This is a genomic window from Kitasatospora sp. NPDC058170, from assembly GCF_042883905.1.
Lineage (GTDB): Bacteria > Actinomycetota > Actinomycetes > Streptomycetales > Streptomycetaceae > Kitasatospora.
Genome location: NZ_JBHVUV010000065.1, coordinates 1 through 16474, shown reverse-complemented (window position 1 = coordinate 16474; position 16474 = coordinate 1). Strand labels below are relative to the sequence as shown.

Genomic DNA, 16474 nt, shown 5'->3' with positions numbered 1-16474 from the left:
CAAGGCCGGCCTCACCAAGTAACACCCCCCACACCACCCCGCACCACCCCCGCACCACACGACAACGCCGCTGCACCCACCCGGAACCACACCGGGCCCGGGTACAGCGGCGTCGTGGCGTTTCCAGGGCAGTCCGCTACCCCGAGACCCGGGCGTCCGGGAGGCGCTCGCTCTTCACCAGGCAGTCGCGGAACTCGTACCAGGGCGCGGTGCCCGTCCAGCGCAGGAAGCCGGTGGCACCCGTGCCCGCGGACGCGTTGGCGAACCGGCAGCCGTCGTACAGCAGCTTGCCCGCCGTCGTGGCGGTGGCCGCCGTCACCTGGTGCGCGCCGAGCAGGGCGCAGTCCTGGTAGCGGATCATCGGTCCGCGCGAGGGGTTGACGGCGTCGAAGCGGTACACGTGGGGGACGGCAGTGTCGCCGGAGGCCCAGGGCTGGTAGGCGTTGGCCGTGTCGTCACAGGACACGAAGGTGATGGTCCCCTTGTACCAGGCGGAGTCGATCACCTTGTGGCCCGCGCCCCGCACCTCGAAGCGGATGCCCTGGGCGTAGAGGCGCATCAGCGAGTCGTTGCGCTGCGGGTTGGCACCCAGCTTGAAGAAGGTGCCGGTCGATTCGGGGTCGGTGAGGATGTACGACCCGCCGATGAAGTTCATCGAGCCGCCGCGCTCGTTGCGCACGAAGATGCCCGACTGGAACTCCACCTTGCAGTCGCGGAACCAGTAGTTGAGGAACTGGTCCTGCTGCTTCTCGGCGGGCTTCCCACCCATCACCAGGAACGCGTCGGCGTAGGAGCCGCTGATCTGGCAGTGGTCCCAGCCCATCTCGCTGTTCAGGTTGGACGTGACCGTCGGGCCGTCGAGGACGATGCCGGCCTTCCAGGTGCCGCGCCAGTCGACGTCGGTGTACCAGGTGTCCTGTACACCGAACGCCTTGGACGAGTAGGAGTAGTTGAACGTCGCGGTGGCGTCCCGGCTCTCGAAGGTCAGGCCGCTGATCCGGATGTTCTTGTAGCGGTCCATGTTCCGCCAGAGCACCGTGTCCCGAACCGTCGGGGCGTACACGATGCGGGAGACGCGCTTGCCGAAGCCGCTGATCGAGATGCCGTCGATGACGCTCTGCGTGCGGGTGTCGGTGTTCTGGGTGGCCGGCAGCAGGCTGTCGGGCTGGGTGAGCAGGTAGGTGCCCGGCGGGATCACGAGCACCTTCTTCAGGGTGACCCCGGTTTCGGGGGCTCCCCCGAGCACCTCGGCCACGGCGTCCCGGAAGGCGGTGTCGCTCGGCGTCACCCCGGTCGGGTCGGCGCCCTTGGCGACGACGTCGACCACGTACCCGCGGGGGTCGGCGGCCACCGCCACCGGCGCGGCGACGGCGCTGCGGCCCCCCAGCGCGAGGCCGCCGGCCAGGGCGCCCGCTCCGGTCAGCCCGGCGAGCAGGGTCCGCCGGCCCGGTCGGCGCGGCTCGTCGCCCCCGCCCCCGGGACCGCCCGCCTGCGCGGACGGTACGGGCTGCGCACCCTGCGTGGAATCCGTGGACATGGCCAACCCCCGTTGTGGAGCACCGCATCTGAGCCGTGGTCGATGACGTGATCACGGCCGAACGGCATGATCATCTGTCATGTCGCCGGTCGGCACAAGAGACCCGGCCCCGCGCTCCCCGGCTCGGCGCGCACACGCGCCGAGCCGAGGGTCGGGGCCGAGCCGGGGCCGGTCGGGCTCAGGACCCTACGGAACCGGCTGCGGCTGGGTGACGCAGTGGATGCCGCCGCCGCCGAGGCCGATGTAGTCGATGTTCAGCTGCTCGACGACGCGCCCGGGGAAGAGCGACTGGAGCTTCGCCTTCGCCGCGGCGTCCGCCCGGGAGTCCCCGAACTGGGCGGCGATCACCGCGCCGTTGCAGACGTAGTAGTTGGCGTAGGAGCCGACGAACGCGGGGTCGCTCTGTCGGATCGTGTAGTAGTCCGGGCCGCCGAGCTTGGTGGCCTGGATCCGGACGCCGCGGGCGTCGGTCGCCGCGGACAGCACGTTGTACTGGTTGATCTCGTCCTTGGTCCAGACGTCCGACGGGTCGTCCGTGGCGTTCGGCTGCTGGACCAGGCCCTTGCCCGGGGCCAGGAAGCGCGAGGTCGCGTCGACGTGGTCGCCGGTGATGTCCTGGCCCGCGACCCCGGCGAACCAGATGACCCTGCTGGCGCCGTACGCGGCCTTCATCGCGTTCTCGGCCTGCGTCTGCGTCATGCCCGGGTTGCGGTTGGACACCAGGATGCTGCTCCGGGTGGCCATCAGGGTGCCCGCGCCGTCGGTCTCGATGGCGCCGCCCTCGCCGACCAGGCCGGCCGCCGTGAACGGCACGCCCGCGAGGGCGGCGACCCGGCCGGCCACCTTGCCGTCGTTGGTGTAGGTCTGGTTGCCGCCCCAGCCGTTGAAGTTGAGGCCGATCGCGTCCAGCCCGCCCTGCCCGTCGGTGCGGAAGACCGGACCGGAGTCGCGCATCCAGCAGTCGTTGACCGGGATCGAGGTGATCACCGTTACGTTGGCACCCGGGCAGGCCCGCCTGGCGGCCACCGCGGCGGCGGGGTTGGCGCACAGGTAGACGGGTTCGTACTTGGCGATGGTGTTGGCGACCAGCGCGATGTTGGCCTGGATCTGCGCCACCGAGGGCGTCGTGCCGCCTCTGCGGCCGCCGCGGCGACCGGTCCAGATCGAGGCGTCGTCCGGCCAGGCCATCCAGGTCCGGGTGTGGGCCACCGTGTCGATCGGGACGGCGAAGGTGCCGGCGGCCGCGGCACCGGCCGGGACGGCGGCGCGTCCGGCCGCGGACGCCGCGGCGGTGGCGCCGCTCGCCGCCCAGGCGGTACCCGCCGTGACCAGCCCGGCCGCGACCAGGAAGTTCCTCCGCCCCAGCGGAGCCGGCGTTCTGCCGGACGAGACGTGCGGTTCGTTGTGACCGTTCATCTCTCGGTCTCCCGTTCTGTCCATCCGTGGTCCTTCCACGTGATGGCCATGACGGTAAAACTGACCAAGCGCTCGGTCAATACTTTTGGCAGAACTCACCCGGTCCGCCCCCGTGATCGCTTCGGCCTCGTCACGCGGCACTAGAGTTTCCGGATGGCTACGCGCGCTGAGGACCCTCGCCCCATCGACCCGGCGGCTTCGGGCGACACCGGGGCCGCTGTCGGCGCCGCCGTCGGCGCCAGGCGCCCGCGCGCCTCGGCGAAGGGCGAGCAGACGCGGGCGCGACTGCTCGCCGCCGCCCGCGAACTGCTCGCCGGGGACGGCTCGGTGCCCTTCACCACCCGCAACGTGGCGGCCCTGGGCGGGGTGACCCACGGCATGTGCCACTACCACTTCCAGAACCGCACCGACCTGATCGTCGCGGTGGTGGAGAACATCAGGCCGGAGTGGATCACCCCGCTGGAGGAGGCGGTCGCCGGGCCGGGGACCTTCGCCGAACGGGCCGAGCAGGTCGTCGTGATGCTGGCGCAGCCGGAGGCCGGCGACCTGTCGCGGCTGCACTCCGCCCTGCACTGGTTCGCCGTCGGCGACGAGCGGGTGCGGGAGAGCCTGGAGGCGGAGTACCGGCGGTGGCGGGAGTGCTTCGTCGCGCTGTTCCAGGTCCTGGCGGACGAGCGCGGCGGCGGGTTCGACCCCCGACCGCTGGGCGAGGCCGCGGCGGCCGGGACGGACGGGCTCGCCGCGATCCAGTCGCTCGGCGCGCAGATCGACTCCGCACCGGTGATGCGGGCACTCGTCCTCGGGCTCGCGGCCGGAGCGACCGGCACGGCAGACGCGGCCGGATCAGCCCGGGCCTGACCCGGCCGGCCGGCCCGGTGCACCCCGCGCCGGTCACGGGGTGGACCGGACGGACGGGGTGGACCGGGCGGCCGGAGACGTCAGCGGATCCTCGCCCTCGGCCACCGGGCCGCCGCAGGCCTCTCACCGCACCGCGGGACACCGACGGCGGGTGGAGAAGCGCCGGGTCCTACCCGCGCACGGGCTCCAGCACGAAGACGGGGATCACCCGGTCGGTCTTCTCCTGGTACTCGGCGTACGGCGGATACGCGGCGACCGCGCGCTCCCACCACTCGGCCTTCTCGTCCCCGGTGATCTCACGGGCCGTCATGTCCTGGCGTACGGGACCGTCCTGGAGCTCCACGTGCGGGTCGGCCTTGACGTTGAAGTACCAGACCGGGTGCTCCGGGAAGCCGCCCTTCGAGGCCACGACCGCGTACCGCCCCTCGTGCTCCACGCGCATCAGCGGGATCTTGCGGATCTTGCCGCTCTTCACGCCGCGCGTCGTGAGGATGACGACGGGCAGGCCCGTGTCCCAGAGCGTCAATCCCTGTGTCCCGCCCGAACTCTCGTACAACTCGACCTGATCGCGCACCCACTGCGCCGGACTCGGCTCGTACTCGCCCTCAAGAGGCATCGCATTCACCCCATCGTCACGTCATGAAGTGTGGTGTCCGACAGGTGGTCAGGTCCAGCGCAAAGTGCCCACGACCAGCAGGAACGATGACTGCCGCGGCCCCTGCTCCCACTCCTGTCGGAGCACCTCCCAGGGGGCGAAGCATAGCGGGTACCACCCGCGCGTCCGGGTCGGAAGCGGTGCCCGTTCGGGTGGTCCCAGGGGCCGGGGCGGCGCTGCCGGATACCGCGCTCGCGACGGCTCCGGGCGGGGCCGCACCGAGCCCCCGTCAGCACGCCGACGGGGGCTGCCGACGGGGGGCTGCCGACGGGGACTCATGAACTCACGAGCTCGCGAACGAGCGAGGCTGGTAGGGCTGCGCCCAGCAGTGCGCCGCACCCCCGGGGCATCGCCCGGACCGGCTACCCTTCGCGCTGAGCTGCGGGCTGGTGGTGCGGGTGGTGGTGGTGGGGCGGCGGATCATCGAACTCCTTGTGGCCCACCGCCACCCGAGCCTTGTGCGGCGGAGTGAACATGGCGTTGTGTTCGTCCGCTGCATGCTTGGCGTCATGTTTGTTGTGGAAACCCGAGATGAGGACGGACTCGTCCTGCGGGCACCACACATCCCAGATGGCTTCGGATGTTGACCCCGCCCGACCTGGCTGGTCGCTGGGTTCAGTCACAGTGGAAACACCTCCACTCAGAATGCCCCGGGAAACTGGACCGAGCGGAAGAGGAAGACCGTACCCGGCCTGAAGGATGAGTCGCGGAGAGGAGTGACGGGCAGATCGGCCCAGCCGTAGGGGCGCTACTCCATTGTCCGACCGCCGACGCAGGCCCACCACCGGCAGGCTCGGCGGCCTGGCGGGCCTGGCGGGCCCGTGTCGCGGGTGGGACAATGGAGTTGCGCTCAGCACAGACGAGGGCATACGGCTGTGCCCGGTCGCCCGTCGCTCGTTTCCACGATTCACCTCTCGGTCCGGGCAGAGTCCGACACCTCTTCTGTTCCGTTCAGCCCGGACCAACTCTGCACGGAGGTGTTTCCGTGATGACGAAACCCAGCGAGCAGCAGGCCTTAGCGGGGCCGCACTCCGGGACCAGGTGGGATGTGTACTGCCCGGAGGAGGACCTTCCCGTCGTCATGCTGTTCGACAGCAAGAAGGCCGCCACCCGGGGCGCCGCCGAACACAACGCCCAGTTCACTCCGCCGCACACCGCCAGGGCGGTGGTGCACACACCCAGCGACGAGGACCCGCCGCACCCGCCGTACGCCACCTGAGCCCGGTGCCCGCCGGCGTCACTGGACCGGCTGCTGCTGGGTGGAGCAGTGGATGCCGCCGCCGCCCGCGGCGATGGCGTTGATGCCCACCGGTACGATCTCCCGCCCCGGGTGGAGGTCGGCCAGGATTCCGGCCGCCCGGTCGTCGGACACCTTGTCCCCGAAGCGGGGCATGATGACGGCTCCGTTGACCACGTAGTAGTTGAGGTAGGTCGCCAGGAAGTCCTTGCCCGGGTCCGGGACGGCACTGAGGTCGGGCTCGACGAGGTCCACGACCCGCAGCGGGCGGCCCGCGGCGTCGGTGGCCCCGCGGAGCACCTCCAGCGCCTGGTCGGAGGCCCGGGACCAGATGTCCGGCGGGGTGTCCGGGCCGGGCCGGTGGATGAGGACCACCCCGGGCTCGGCGAACCTGGCCAGCGCGTCGATGTGGCAGTCGGTGATGTCCTGCCCGGCCACGCCGGTGAACCAGATGACCTTCCGGACGCCGAACAGCTCCTTGAAGGCCGCCTCGATCTGGTCGCGGGTCCTGCCCGGGTTGCGGTTCTCGTTGACCCAGGAGCTCTCGGTGGCCATCAGGGTGCCCTCGCCGTCGACCTCGATCCCGCCGCCCTCCCCGGTGATCGGCGCCTGGATGCGCCGGATGCCGTACCGGTCGAGCAGCCTGCGGGCGACCTGGCCGTCCTCGGTGTGGGTCTGCTTGTTCCCCCAGCCGTTGAAGTTGAGGTCGACCCCGGCGAGTCCGCCCGGGCCGGTCACGAAGGTCGGGCCGGTGTCGCGGGCCCAGAGGTCGTCCACCGCGAGGTCGATGACCTCCACGTCGGCGCCGCACAGCTGCCGGGCCTCCGCGCTCTGCTCCGGGCGGGCCATCAGCACCACCGGCTCGAACCGGGCGACGGCCTGCGCCACGTGCGCGATGTCCTCGCGCACGGCGGGCAGTTGGTCGCCCCACACCGATTCGAGGGCCGGCCAGGCCATGAACGTCCTGGTGTGGGGGCGCCATTCGGCCGGCATCGCGTACGAGGCCGGGGCCGCCGTGCCGGGCCCGGTCGCCGGACTCGCGGTCGTACCCGTGCCCGTGCCCGTGCCCGCCGAGGGCGGTTCCCCCTCGGCGGGCGGGGCGTCGGATCCGCAGCCCTCCAGCAGGACGAGCGCGGCGGCGGCCGCCCCCGAGCGCAGCACCGCCCGGCGGGACGGGAAGAGGTCTTTCACGACAGGTCCCCTCGTTCATGCGGATGCAGCCCGAAACGGGCGATATCCGACAGTAGATGCGGCCGAGGGGTGAGGTGGTGATACCGGGCGCTGCCGATCGGGGGAAACGAAGCGGGTCCGGACCGCCGCCGTGGGGGCGTCGACGGTCCGGACCCGGGTACGGGAGCCGCCCTACAGGGCGCGGCGGGCGGCCGCGATGGACCGCGGGTCCCAGCCCGGCCTGGGCACGGAGTCGAGCAGCAGCCGGGTGTAGGGGTGGCGCGGGCGGGCGAGGACCTCGGCGGTCGGGCCGGACTCCACGATCCGCCCGTGCCGCATCACGATGACGTCGTCGGTGACGGACCGGACCACGCCGAGGTCGTGGGTGATGAACAGGTAGCCGATGCCGGTCTCCTCGCGGATGTCGGCGAGCAGGTTGAGGATCTGCGCCTGGACGGAGACGTCGAGGGCCGCCACCGCCTCGTCGAGGACGAGGACCGAGGGCTCGACCGCCAGCGCCCGGGCGATCGCGACGCGCTGGCGCTGGCCGCCGGACAGCTGCCGGGGCAGGGCGCCGGCCTCCCGCTCGCCGAGGCCGACCTGTTCCAGGAGTTCGGCGATCCGGCGGGGGTGGTCCGCGTCCGGGAAGTGCAGCCGGAGGGTCTCGCGCAGCACCGCGCCGACGGCGGTGCGCGGGTCCAGGGACAGGTACGGGTCCTGGAAGACCATCTGGACCTCGCGGGCCCGCGCGAGCCGGTGGGCCCGGCCGCGCCGGTGCTCGGTACGGTCCCGGCGGTGGACCAGGACCCGGCCGGAGTCCGCCCGTTCCAGCCCGACGACGATCCGCGCGGTGGTGGTCTTGCCGGAGCCGGACTCGCCGACGATGCCCAGCGAGCGGCCCTCGGCCAGCGTGAAGGAGACGTTGTCGACCGCCTGCACGCCTCCGTAGGCGCGGTGCAGGCCGACCGCCTCCAGCACGGTCTTGCGCATCGCCGGCACTCCCTTCGAACGGGCCGTGGCTCCCAGGTCCGGGCTACGCATCGGCGTTCCCCTTCCCGGTGAGGTCGCTGAGGCCGCTGTGGCCACCAGGGCTGCTGTGGCCGGTGCTGTCGCTGTGGTGGCAGGCGGTGCGACGGGCCGGCTCGCCCTGGACCGGCAGCAGCGCGGGCACCTGCTGGGTGCACAGGAAGGTCGCGAGCGGACAGCGCGGCGCGAACGGGCAGCCCGTCAGCTCGTCGCGCAGGCTCGGCGGCCGGCCCTCGATGGCGGCGAGCCTGCCCCGGGGGGCGTCCAGGCGCGGCGTCGAGGCGAGCAGCGCGGCCGTGTAGGGGTGGAGCGGCCGTTCGAACAGGGCCTCGGCGGGGCCGGTCTCGACGATCCGGCCGGCGTACATCACGTAGACGCGGTCGCTGATGGCGGCGGCGAGGCCCAGGTCGTGGGTGACGAAGAGCAGGCCGGTGCCGAAGCGTTCCTGGAGGTCTCCCAGGAGTGCGACCACCTCGGCCTGGGAGGTGACGTCCAGGGCGGTGGTGGGTTCGTCGGCGAGGATCAGTGCGGGATCACCCATCAGGGCGGCCGCGATCATGACCCGTTGGAGCATGCCGCCGGACACCTGCCCGGGGTAGCGGTCCAGGACGGATGCGGGCAGGCCGACCGCGTCCAGCATCTCCGCGGCCCGTTCGGCCGCGGCCCCGGCGGCCAGGCCGCCGCCCCGCCGCACGGTCTCGGTGAGGAAGTCCCCGAGGCGGCGCAGCGGGTTGATGGCGGCCCGGGGGTCCTGGAAGATCATCGCGGCGGTGCCGGTGCGCAGCCGGCGCAACTGCTCGGGCGACATGGTGAGGACGTCGTCGCCGTTGACCCGCACGGTGCCCTCGGTGGCGGCCCCGGTGGGGAGCAGGCCGAGGACGCTGCGGGAGGTGAGGCTCTTGCCGGAGCCGGACTCGCCGACGAGGGCGACCGTCTCCCCCGCGTCGACGGTGAGGTCGACGCCGGCGAGGACGGGCCGGGCGGTGTTCGGCAGGCGCAGGCGGTAGGCCTGGATGTCGAGGGTGGTCATCGGTCCCTCCTGGCGACCTGGTCGGCCCAGCGTTCGCCGACGACGTTGAAGGCGACGACGGTCAGCACGATCGCGGCGCAGGGCAGGACCGCCGACAGCGGGTAGCCGTGCTGGACGGCGGCCTGGCCGTCGAAGACCATCCGGCCCCAGTCGGGGGTGAGCGCGGGGACGCCGAGCCCGAGGAAGGAGAGGCCGGCCAGGTCGATCAGGGCGTAGCCGAAGTTGATGGTGGACTGCGCCAGGACCACCGGCGCGATGCCGGGGATGACGTGGCGCAGGCAGATCTGCAGGCCGGAGTGGCCCTGGACCTGGTAGGCCTCGACGTAGGGGCGGGCGCGTTCGGCGAGGACGAGCGAGCGGGTGAGGCGGCTGACGTAGGGCAGGTAGGCGATGGCGAGGGCGATGACCGGGGCGAGCAGTCCCTCGCCGTAGACGGAGACGATCAGGATCGCCAGCAGCATGCCGGGGAAGGCGAAGACCAGTTCCGTGCTGCGGGAGAGGACGGAGTCCAGCCAGCCGCCCCGCCAGGCGGCGGTGACGCCGACCGCGACACCGGCCAGGGTGGAGAAGACGACCACGCCGAGCGGTCCGAGCAGGGAGGTCCGGGCGCCGGTGACCAGGCGGGACAGGGTGTCGCGCCCGGAGGCGTCGACGCCGAGCAGGTGGTCGGCGGAGGGCCCGGCGAGCGCGTTGCCCAGGTCGACGGCGTTCGGGTCGGCGGGCACGACCCACGGGGCGAGGACCGCGGCCAGGACGACCAGGGCGACGAAGCCCAGGCAGAGCAGGTGGAGCGGTGCGCGGGCGGTGCGGATCCGGCCGAGGCCGGGCCGGCGCAGCAGGGTGTCGGTCATCCGGCGGCTTTCCTCGCTCCGAGGGTGACCCGGGGGTCGACCAGTGGGTGGAGCAGGTCGACGACCAGGTTCACCGCCATGAAGAGCCCGACCATGATCAGGGAGATGGCCTGCACGGTGGGGAAGTCCTTGGTGGTGGTGGACAGTTCGAGGAGCTGTCCGATGCCGCCGACGCTGAACGCGGTCTCCACCAGGACGGTGCAGACCAGCAGGGTGGAGATGATGAGTCCGCCGGTGGTCAGGACGGTGCCCAGGGCGTTGCGGAAGACGTGCCGGCGGATCACGTGGTGCTCGGTGACGCCCCGGCTGCGGGCGACGGTGACGTGCTCGTGGCCGAGGACGTCGAGCATCGCGGCGCGGGTGACCCGGGCGAGCATGCCGATCAGGTAGAGCGCGAGGGCGACGGCGGGAAGGGTGAGGTGCCAGAGCATCGAACCGAGGCCGTCGCCGGTGCCGCCGGTGGGGAACCAGCCCAGGTTCACCGCGAACAGGCCCTGCAGCAGGACGGCGGCGACGAAGGAGGGGGTGCCCACGGCGACGGCGGTGGTGACGAGGATGCCGGAGTCCGCGCGGCCGCCGCGGACGGCGCCGATCCAGCCGAGCAGCAGGCCGAGGGCGAGGACGAGGACGAGCGCCATCGCGACCAGGAGCAGGGTGGCGGGCAGCCGGTCGGAGAGCAGCCGGGAGACGTCGGTGCGGTAGGTGATCGAGCGGCCGAAGTCGCCGTGCGCGATCTGCCCGGCCCAGCGCAGGTACTGCAGGAGGAACGGGTCGTCCAGGTGGTACTGGGCGTTGACCGCCTTGAGCGCCTCCGGGGAGGCCGAGCGGCCGGCGAGCAGGAAGCTCGCCGGGCTGCCGGGCGCGAGGTACATCGCACCGAAGATCACGAACGAGGCGCCGACCAGGGTGGCGGCCATCTCGGCCAGCCGCCGGGCGGCGAATCTCAGGAAACTCACCGGGCCGCCCCCACATCGGCCGCCCACGGGTAGTAGAGGTACGAGATGGTGGTCGGGGCGCCGGTGATCCGCTTGTTGAGGAAGACCGCGGTGGGCCACTCGGCGACGGGGATCCAGAGCAGCTGCTCGGAGGCGGTCTTCTGGAGCTGGGCTGCCAGGGTGAACCGCTCGGCGGAGTCGGTGGCGGCGGCGGCCTTCTTGACCAGGTCGTCGTAGCCGGGGTCGCTGTACGAGGCGAAGTTCTGGTAGGCGCCGGTCCGGAAGTTGGCCAGCAGGTCCAGCGGGTCGGTGATGGAGTCGTAGTACGTCTCCGGGAACAGGTCGATGCCCTCGCGTGCCTTCGGGTCGGTGAACAGGGAGGTGAAGGCGTTGGGGGCGATGGTCTTCAGCTGGACGTCGAGGCCGATCTTCGCGCCGGCGGCCTGGACGGCGGTCGCCAGCAGGGAGACGTCCTGGCCGATCGGGCTGGTGGCCACGGTGATGCTCTTCCCGGTGGCGCCGGCCTCCTTGACCAGGGCCTTGGCCCGGTCGAGGTCGGGGCTGGTGGGGGTCAGCCCCTCGAACGCCTCGGTGCGGATGTGCTCGGGGGCCCCGGCCCAGGCGGCGCGGGTGGTCAGGGAGCCGGTGACGGTGCCGGCCCCGCCGAGGCCGGTACGGACGAAGCCGGAGCGGTCGAGGGCGAGCGACAGGGCCTTGCGGACCCGGACGTCGCCGAGCACGCCCTGCATGTTGGTGACGTTGACGTTGACGGTGCTGAGGCCCTCGCCGAAGTAGAGGGTGCCCGAGCCGCCGGTCCGCAGCCGCTCGTAGCTCTCGGTGGGGATCAGGTAGCCGCCGTCGGCCTCGCCGCTGAGCAGGGCGTTGACCCGGGCCGAGGAGTCGGTGAGGAAGCGGAAGACGGCCTTGGCAGACTTGGCCCTGGTGCCCCAGTAGTCGTCGAAGCGCTGGAGTTCGATCGACTGGCCCTTGGTCCAGGTGCCGAGCTTGAACGGCCCGGTGCAGTCGAGGCTGCCGCCGGTGCCGTAGTCCTTGCCCGCCGCCTCCACCCCGGCCTTCGAGGCGACCACGCCGGCGGCGGTGGCCAGGTACTGGTTGAACTGCGAGTCGGGCTGGGTGAGCTTGACGGTGACCTGGAGCGGGCCGGTCTTGGTGATACCGGCGACGTTCTGGAACTGCTGGGCCCAGGCGGCCGCGTTGTCGGGGTTCATCTGCCGGCCGAGGCTGTACACCACGTCGTCGGCGGTCATGACGCCGCCGTCGTGGAAGTGCACGTTCGGGCGCAGGTCGTAGACCCAGGTGGTCGGGTCGGGGTTGGAGGCCTTCTCCGCCAGGCCCGGGGCGAGCGTGAGCTGCGGAGTCCACCGCATCAGGCTCTCGCACACGTTGGAGAGGATGGTGTTCTGCGGGTAGTCGAACGCCGAGATGTAGTCCAGGGTGGGCGGTTCGGCGTAGACGGCCCAGGTGAAGGACTCCAGGCCGCCCTTGGCGGGCGGGGTGTCGGCGGAGAGCCGGTAGGCCTCCGTGCCGGCGCCGCCGCCCTTCGGCGGACCGGAGCAGGCGGTCGCGAGCGTGAAGGTGGCGAAGGTGGCGGCGGCCAGGGCCGCGGCTCGGAGAGCGGGCCGCCGGTGCGGGGATCTGCGGCTTCTTGACCTGTTCCGGGGGTCTGTCATGAGGGTGGGCTCTCTTCCGTGCGTGACGGGGGTGGCGAGTGGGACCGGACCGGCCGGCCCGCGTGCGTGGGGGTGCGGGCCCGCCGGTCCGGTTACGACGTGCTGGACCTGCGGGTCACACGGTGGGGCGGGCCGCCGGCACCTGCTGGGTGATGCAGTGGACGCCGCCGCCGCCGAAGGCGATCACCCGGGAGCGCACGCCCACGACCTTGCGGCCGGGCAGCGCGGCCGCGATCACCGCGAGCGCTCCCTCGTCCTCGGGGATGTCGGCCGTCGGGACGACGACACCGCCGTTGGCGATGTAGAAGTTGAGGTAGCCGACCTCGGTCTCCTTGCCGTCGACCTGCACGAAGGCGCTCTGCGGCAGGTCGATGATCTCCAGCTTCCGGCCCTGCGCGTCGACCGCGGACTCCAGCACGGCGCGGTTGGCGCGCATGCGGTCGTAGTCCGGGTGGTTGGGGTCGCTCGGGAGCTGGACCACCACCTTGCCGGGGGCCACGAACGCGCAGACGCCGTCGACGTGGCCGTCGGTCTCGGTGTCCAGCAGGCCGCCGTAGGGCAGCCAGATGACGGTGGTGACGCCGAGCCGGGCCACCAGCTCGGCCTCGATCTCCTCCTTGCTCATCCCGGGGTTGCGGTTGGGGTGGAGCAGGCACTGCTCGGTGGTGATCAGCGTGCCCTCGCCGTCGACGGTGATCGCGCCGCCCTCCAGGATCATCCGGGAGTCGATGCGCTCGACGTCCAGGCGCTCCAGCAGCAGGGCGGCGATCCGGTCGTCGGTGTCGTACGGGTGGTGCTTGCGGCCCCAGGCGTTGAAGCGGAAGTCCACCCCGGCCCGCTCGCCCTCGGGGCCGAGGACGAAGATCGGGCCGGAGTCGCGGAACCACGAGTCGTCGATGGGCAGTTCCACCACCTCGACGCCGTCCCCGCACAGGGCGCGGGCCTGCTCGCCCTGCCCGGGACAGGCGACCATCGTCACCGGCTCGAACTCGGAGATCGCGCGGGCGACCTGGGCGTACTCCTGCCGGGCCCCGTCCAGCTCCTCGCCCCACAGCTCGGCCCTGGTCGGCCAGGCCATCAGGCAGCCCTCGTGCTCGGTCCACTCGGCCGGCATACGGAAAGTCATGAACACTTCTCCTGTTTGAATATTCAGTCAGTACAAGGGGGACGGGCCCGCCGGACCGTCCCCTGCCGGAACTCGGCCGGGAACGGGCTCAGCCCGCGGGGGGTACGGCCGGCTGGGACTGCGTGGCGCAGTGGATGCCGCCGCCGCCGCTCGCGATGGCGTCGATGTCGACCTGGACGATCCTGCGGTCCGGGTACTTGGCCTGGAGGATCGCGTAGGCGACGCCGTCCGCGTAGCCGTCGCCGAACTGCGGTGCGAGGACGGCGCCGTTGACGGTGTAGTAGTTGGTGTAGCTGGAGAGGAAGTCCTTGCCGCGCCCGCGGATCAGGCGGCGGTCCGGTCCGGGCAGCTCGGTGATCTCCAGGCGGCGGCCGCGGGCGTCGGTGGCGTTCCGCAGCACCTGCTTCGCCTCCTCGTAGACCGCGACCCACCTGGCGTCGGTGCCCGGGCCCGGCTGGTCCAGCAGGACCTGGCCCGGGGCGGTGAAGCGGGCGAGGCAGTCGATGTGGCAGTCGGTGATGTCCTGGCCGGCCAGCCCCGGGACCCAGATCACCCTGTCGATCCCGAGCGACGCCTTGAGCGAGCGCTCGACCTGGTCCTGGGTCATCCCCGGGTTGCGGTTGGGGTTGACCAGCGAGCTGACGGTGGCCAGCAGGGTGCCCTGGCCGTCGGTCTCCAGCGAGCCGCCCTCGCCGACGAAGGAGGCCCGGACCCGGTCGACGCCGTAGCGGCCGAGCAGCTTGGCGGCGGCGGTGGCGTCGTTGCCGAACGGCTGGTAGTAGGACGTGCCCGTCTTCCCCCAGCCGTTGAAGTTGGTGTCGACGCCGGCGATCGCGCCGGGGGCGACCACGAAGGTGGGCCCGAAGTCGCGGATCCACAGGTCGTCGTTGGCGACCTCCTCGACCTCGATCGGGTAGTAGGCGCCGAAACCGCAGGTGTAGCGGGCGTCGGCGGCCTGCTCGGGGCGGGCCAGCAGCACCACCGGCTCGTACCGCGAGATCTCGTGGGCGAGGTTGGCGATGTCCCGGCGCACCGCCGAGAGCTGGTCCTGCCAGACCGACAGGAGGGCCGGCCAGGCCATGAAGGTCCGCGTGTGCCGGTCGGTCTCCGCCGGCAGCGTGAGCGTGGCGCCCGACGGCGCCGTGGCGGCGTGGGCACTCGTGGGGAGAGTGATCGCCGGAAGGGCCGCGCCGAGGGCGGCCAACGGAAGGGCCGCAGCCCCGAACTTGAGCAGGCTGCGCCGGGTGGGAACGGGCGTGTCCATGGGACTCCCTGGAGGGATCGGGAGGGTGTGGGGTGACCCACATCCTGCTCTGAACTGAAAATTCAGTCAAGATGAAGGAGCGACCCAATCCGCACCGGTCCGATCCCGCGGCTCCACAGTCCGGACTTGGCCCGGCAGGACGGCCCGGAGCCACCCGAAACCCCCGTGAACAGGGATGTCCTGAATCAGCCCCGCGCGGGAAGGTCCTGAAAATGTGATCAGGAAACTACTCCTCGGCGCCTCATGTGCGAGTAGAGTGAACACCCGTGTCAGACCGTCGAACAGAGATACTCAGAGCCGCCACACGCGTCATCACCCGGCGCGGCGTGCGGGGGCTGCGCGTGGCCGAGCTGGCGGCCGAGGCCGGCGTGTCGACCTCGCTGATCTACTACCACTTCGCCGACCGGGCGGGGATCCTGCGCGAGACCCTCGGTTTCATCAGCGAGCGGGCCGACCGCTACACCGCACAGTGGAGCCCCGACGCCGAGGACGACCCGCGGGCCGAGCTGGCGCAGGTCCTGCTGCTGGAGCTGCAGGACACCGCGGAGGTTCGGGAGAACAGCACCGCCTGGGGCGAGTTGAGAGCCAGCGCGGTCTTCGACGCGGACCTGCGGACGGACCTGGCCAAGGCCACCCACACCTGGGTCCACGAGATCGCCGAGCTGCTCGGCCGCGCCAACCCCGCCGGGACCGCCCCGGCCCACGCCGCGTCCGCCGAGCGACTCACGGCACTGCTGGAGGGGCTCAGTGTCCGCTGGCTCAGCGGCTCGCTCCCCCTGGACCACGCCCGCCGGCTGCTCGCGGAGGCGCTCGACGCGGAGCTCGAAGGCCTCCGGCCGGAGCCGTGCCGCACGGCTGCCGCCGTCATTGACTGATATTTCAGTCAATGCGAGACTGTCCATGCTCGGCCGAGCCCCTCCCCCACCGCGAAAGGCTTGGTGAGTCGCAATGCTCCGCAATGGTCTGGAACCCTGGCACCTGCTGGTCGTGGTGACCGTGGTCGTCCTGCTGTTCGGCTCGAAGAAGCTGCCCGACATGGCCCGCGGGCTCGGCAAGTCCATGCGCATCCTGAAGGCCGAGACCGCGGCCATGCGCGACGACGGCGCTTCGCCGGAGCCCGTCGACTCCGCCGTGACCTCCACCCCTGCCACCGTCTCCACTGCTGCGCCGGCCTCGGGCGCCCGCCCGGCCGGGGCCTCCGTCCGGGCCGACCGGGCCGTCTGAGGCTGTCCGAGGCCGCCTGCCACCGCCGTCCCGGTTCGGTTCGGCGGATCTGAGCCCTCCGGCCCCGACCACGCCGAGGCCTCCGAGCCTGGGGCTCGGAGGCGGAACGCGCAGCGCCCTGGGTCCGGTCCGGACCCAGGGCTTCTGACGGCTTCAGAGGAAGTAGAGCCGGTTGAGCGAGACGGAGTCGGCGGGATCGGAGCAGAGCGGCTCGCCGTCCAGCGAGACCAGCCCGGTCTGCGCATGCACGTCGACCCGCCCGGTGCGGCCGTTGCGGAGCATGTCGCGCGGACCGATCCCCCGGGTGCCGCGCACGGCGACGCGACGGCGACGGGTCGGCATCATGTCCCCGTTGTCCACGGCGGCCTGGGCGACGAAGGCGACGGAGATGTCGGCGGCGGTGGCGCCGTGGGCGCCGAACTGGGGGCCGAGGACGAGGGGTTCGCAGCGGTCG

Annotated in this window: 16 protein-coding genes and 1 pseudogene; 4 read left to right on the top strand and 13 right to left on the bottom strand. The window is 72.1% G+C overall.

What is annotated here, in order from left to right:
* Nucleotides 1–136 precede the first annotated feature (136 nt).
* Together ACFVVX_RS37435 and ACFVVX_RS37430 are read right to left on the bottom strand one after the other, a co-directional pair.
* Nucleotides 137–1537 (bottom strand): hypothetical protein, encoded by a 1401-nt coding sequence (locus ACFVVX_RS37435; RefSeq protein ID WP_387952605.1) that lies wholly within the window; start codon nucleotides 1535–1537, stop codon nucleotides 137–139.
* Nucleotides 1538–1723: 186 nt separating this feature from the next.
* Nucleotides 1724–2953 (bottom strand): agmatine/peptidylarginine deiminase, encoded by a 1230-nt coding sequence (locus ACFVVX_RS37430; protein WP_387952604.1) that lies wholly within the window; start codon nucleotides 2951–2953, stop codon nucleotides 1724–1726.
* Between the two features lie 153 nt (nucleotides 2954–3106).
* Between ACFVVX_RS37430 and ACFVVX_RS37425 the strand changes: the two genes are divergently transcribed.
* The gene (locus ACFVVX_RS37425; protein WP_387952602.1) at nucleotides 3107–3811 is read left to right on the top strand and encodes a TetR/AcrR family transcriptional regulator; all 705 of its coding nucleotides are present in this window, start codon (nucleotides 3107–3109) and stop codon (nucleotides 3809–3811) included.
* 169 nt (nucleotides 3812–3980) lie between these two features.
* Here the strand turns inward: ACFVVX_RS37425 and ACFVVX_RS37420 are convergent, their stop codons facing one another.
* Both ACFVVX_RS37420 and ACFVVX_RS37415 read right to left on the bottom strand, forming a co-directional pair.
* A complete protein-coding gene (locus ACFVVX_RS37420) occupies nucleotides 3981–4427 on the bottom strand; it encodes a nitroreductase family deazaflavin-dependent oxidoreductase (RefSeq protein ID WP_387952601.1) in 447 nt (148 codons plus the stop codon).
* Between the two features lie 401 nt (nucleotides 4428–4828).
* On the bottom strand, nucleotides 4829–5089 hold the full coding sequence (locus ACFVVX_RS37415) for a hypothetical protein (RefSeq protein WP_387952599.1): 261 nt from the start codon (nucleotides 5087–5089) through the stop codon (nucleotides 4829–4831).
* A gap of 365 nt (nucleotides 5090–5454) precedes the next feature.
* On the opposite strand from ACFVVX_RS37415, the gene ACFVVX_RS37410 reads away from it, so the two are divergent.
* Nucleotides 5455–5685 carry a hypothetical protein gene (locus ACFVVX_RS37410; protein ID WP_387952598.1) on the top strand — a complete coding sequence of 77 codons (231 nt, stop codon included), beginning with the start codon at nucleotides 5455–5457 and terminating at the stop codon, nucleotides 5683–5685.
* A gap of 18 nt (nucleotides 5686–5703) precedes the next feature.
* Here the strand turns inward: ACFVVX_RS37410 and ACFVVX_RS37405 are convergent, their stop codons facing one another.
* The 8 genes from ACFVVX_RS37405 to ACFVVX_RS37370 form a co-directional block, all read right to left on the bottom strand.
* Entirely contained in the window at nucleotides 5704–6894 is a 1191-nt protein-coding gene (locus tag ACFVVX_RS37405; protein WP_387952596.1) for an agmatine deiminase family protein, read from the bottom strand.
* A gap of 171 nt (nucleotides 6895–7065) precedes the next feature.
* A complete protein-coding gene (locus tag ACFVVX_RS37400) occupies nucleotides 7066–7863 on the bottom strand; it encodes an ABC transporter ATP-binding protein (protein ID WP_387952594.1) in 798 nt (265 codons plus the stop codon).
* 43 nt (nucleotides 7864–7906) lie between these two features.
* Nucleotides 7907–8929, bottom strand: a complete 1023-nt coding sequence (locus ACFVVX_RS37395; RefSeq protein ID WP_387952592.1) for an ABC transporter ATP-binding protein — start codon at nucleotides 8927–8929, stop codon at nucleotides 7907–7909.
* On the bottom strand, nucleotides 8926–9780 hold the full coding sequence (locus tag ACFVVX_RS37390) for an ABC transporter permease (RefSeq protein ID WP_387952590.1): 855 nt from the start codon (nucleotides 9778–9780) through the stop codon (nucleotides 8926–8928). The genes ACFVVX_RS37395 and ACFVVX_RS37390 overlap by 4 nt, the downstream gene beginning before the upstream one ends.
* Complete coding sequence (locus ACFVVX_RS37385; protein ID WP_387952588.1) at nucleotides 9777–10736, bottom strand: ABC transporter permease; 960 nt, start codon at nucleotides 10734–10736, stop codon at nucleotides 9777–9779. Before ACFVVX_RS37385 ends, ACFVVX_RS37390 begins: the two co-directional genes overlap by 4 nt.
* Nucleotides 10733–12406, bottom strand: a complete 1674-nt coding sequence (locus tag ACFVVX_RS37380) for an ABC transporter substrate-binding protein (RefSeq protein WP_387952586.1) — start codon at nucleotides 12404–12406, stop codon at nucleotides 10733–10735. The genes ACFVVX_RS37385 and ACFVVX_RS37380 overlap by 4 nt, the downstream gene beginning before the upstream one ends.
* Before the next feature lie 115 nt (nucleotides 12407–12521).
* Complete coding sequence (locus tag ACFVVX_RS37375) at nucleotides 12522–13532, bottom strand: agmatine/peptidylarginine deiminase (RefSeq protein WP_387952585.1); 1011 nt, start codon at nucleotides 13530–13532, stop codon at nucleotides 12522–12524.
* Nucleotides 13533–13620: 88 nt separating this feature from the next.
* Nucleotides 13621–14796 (bottom strand): agmatine deiminase family protein, encoded by a 1176-nt coding sequence (locus ACFVVX_RS37370; RefSeq protein WP_387952584.1) that lies wholly within the window; start codon nucleotides 14794–14796, stop codon nucleotides 13621–13623.
* Nucleotides 14797–15062: 266 nt separating this feature from the next.
* On the opposite strand from ACFVVX_RS37370, the gene ACFVVX_RS37365 reads away from it, so the two are divergent.
* Together ACFVVX_RS37365 and tatA are read left to right on the top strand one after the other, a co-directional pair.
* Complete coding sequence (locus tag ACFVVX_RS37365; protein ID WP_387952582.1) at nucleotides 15063–15671, top strand: TetR/AcrR family transcriptional regulator; 609 nt, start codon at nucleotides 15063–15065, stop codon at nucleotides 15669–15671.
* Nucleotides 15672–15744: 73 nt separating this feature from the next.
* On the top strand, nucleotides 15745–16020 hold the full coding sequence (tatA, locus tag ACFVVX_RS37360) for a Sec-independent protein translocase subunit TatA (protein WP_387952580.1): 276 nt from the start codon (nucleotides 15745–15747) through the stop codon (nucleotides 16018–16020).
* Between the two features lie 153 nt (nucleotides 16021–16173).
* On the opposite strand, the pseudogene ACFVVX_RS37355 reads toward tatA, so the two are convergent.
* Nucleotides 16174–16474, bottom strand: a pseudogene (locus ACFVVX_RS37355) (urease subunit alpha); the annotation flags it as partial.

What these genes read in the sequence shown, in the direction of transcription:
- ACFVVX_RS37425 (WP_387952602.1), top strand. Translation starts at nt 3,107, where the DNA reads ATGGCTACGCGCGCTGAGGACCCTCGCCCCATCGACCCGGCGGCTTCG.
- ACFVVX_RS37370 (WP_387952584.1), bottom strand. Translation starts at nt 14,796, where the DNA reads ATGGACACGCCCGTTCCCACCCGGCGCAGCCTGCTCAAGTTCGGGGCT.
- tatA (WP_387952580.1), top strand. Translation starts at nt 15,745, where the DNA reads ATGCTCCGCAATGGTCTGGAACCCTGGCACCTGCTGGTCGTGGTGACC.
- ACFVVX_RS37410 (WP_387952598.1), top strand. Translation starts at nt 5,455, where the DNA reads ATGACGAAACCCAGCGAGCAGCAGGCCTTAGCGGGGCCGCACTCCGGG.
- ACFVVX_RS37420 (WP_387952601.1), bottom strand. Translation starts at nt 4,427, where the DNA reads ATGCCTCTTGAGGGCGAGTACGAGCCGAGTCCGGCGCAGTGGGTGCGC.
- ACFVVX_RS37375 (WP_387952585.1), bottom strand. Translation starts at nt 13,532, where the DNA reads ATGACTTTCCGTATGCCGGCCGAGTGGACCGAGCACGAGGGCTGCCTG.
- ACFVVX_RS37380 (WP_387952586.1), bottom strand. Translation starts at nt 12,406, where the DNA reads ATGACAGACCCCCGGAACAGGTCAAGAAGCCGCAGATCCCCGCACCGG.
- ACFVVX_RS37390 (WP_387952590.1), bottom strand. Translation starts at nt 9,780, where the DNA reads ATGACCGACACCCTGCTGCGCCGGCCCGGCCTCGGCCGGATCCGCACC.
- ACFVVX_RS37430 (WP_387952604.1), bottom strand. Translation starts at nt 2,953, where the DNA reads ATGAACGGTCACAACGAACCGCACGTCTCGTCCGGCAGAACGCCGGCT.
- ACFVVX_RS37435 (WP_387952605.1), bottom strand. Translation starts at nt 1,537, where the DNA reads ATGTCCACGGATTCCACGCAGGGTGCGCAGCCCGTACCGTCCGCGCAG.
- ACFVVX_RS37395 (WP_387952592.1), bottom strand. Translation starts at nt 8,929, where the DNA reads ATGACCACCCTCGACATCCAGGCCTACCGCCTGCGCCTGCCGAACACC.
- ACFVVX_RS37400 (WP_387952594.1), bottom strand. Translation starts at nt 7,863, where the DNA reads ATGCGCAAGACCGTGCTGGAGGCGGTCGGCCTGCACCGCGCCTACGGA.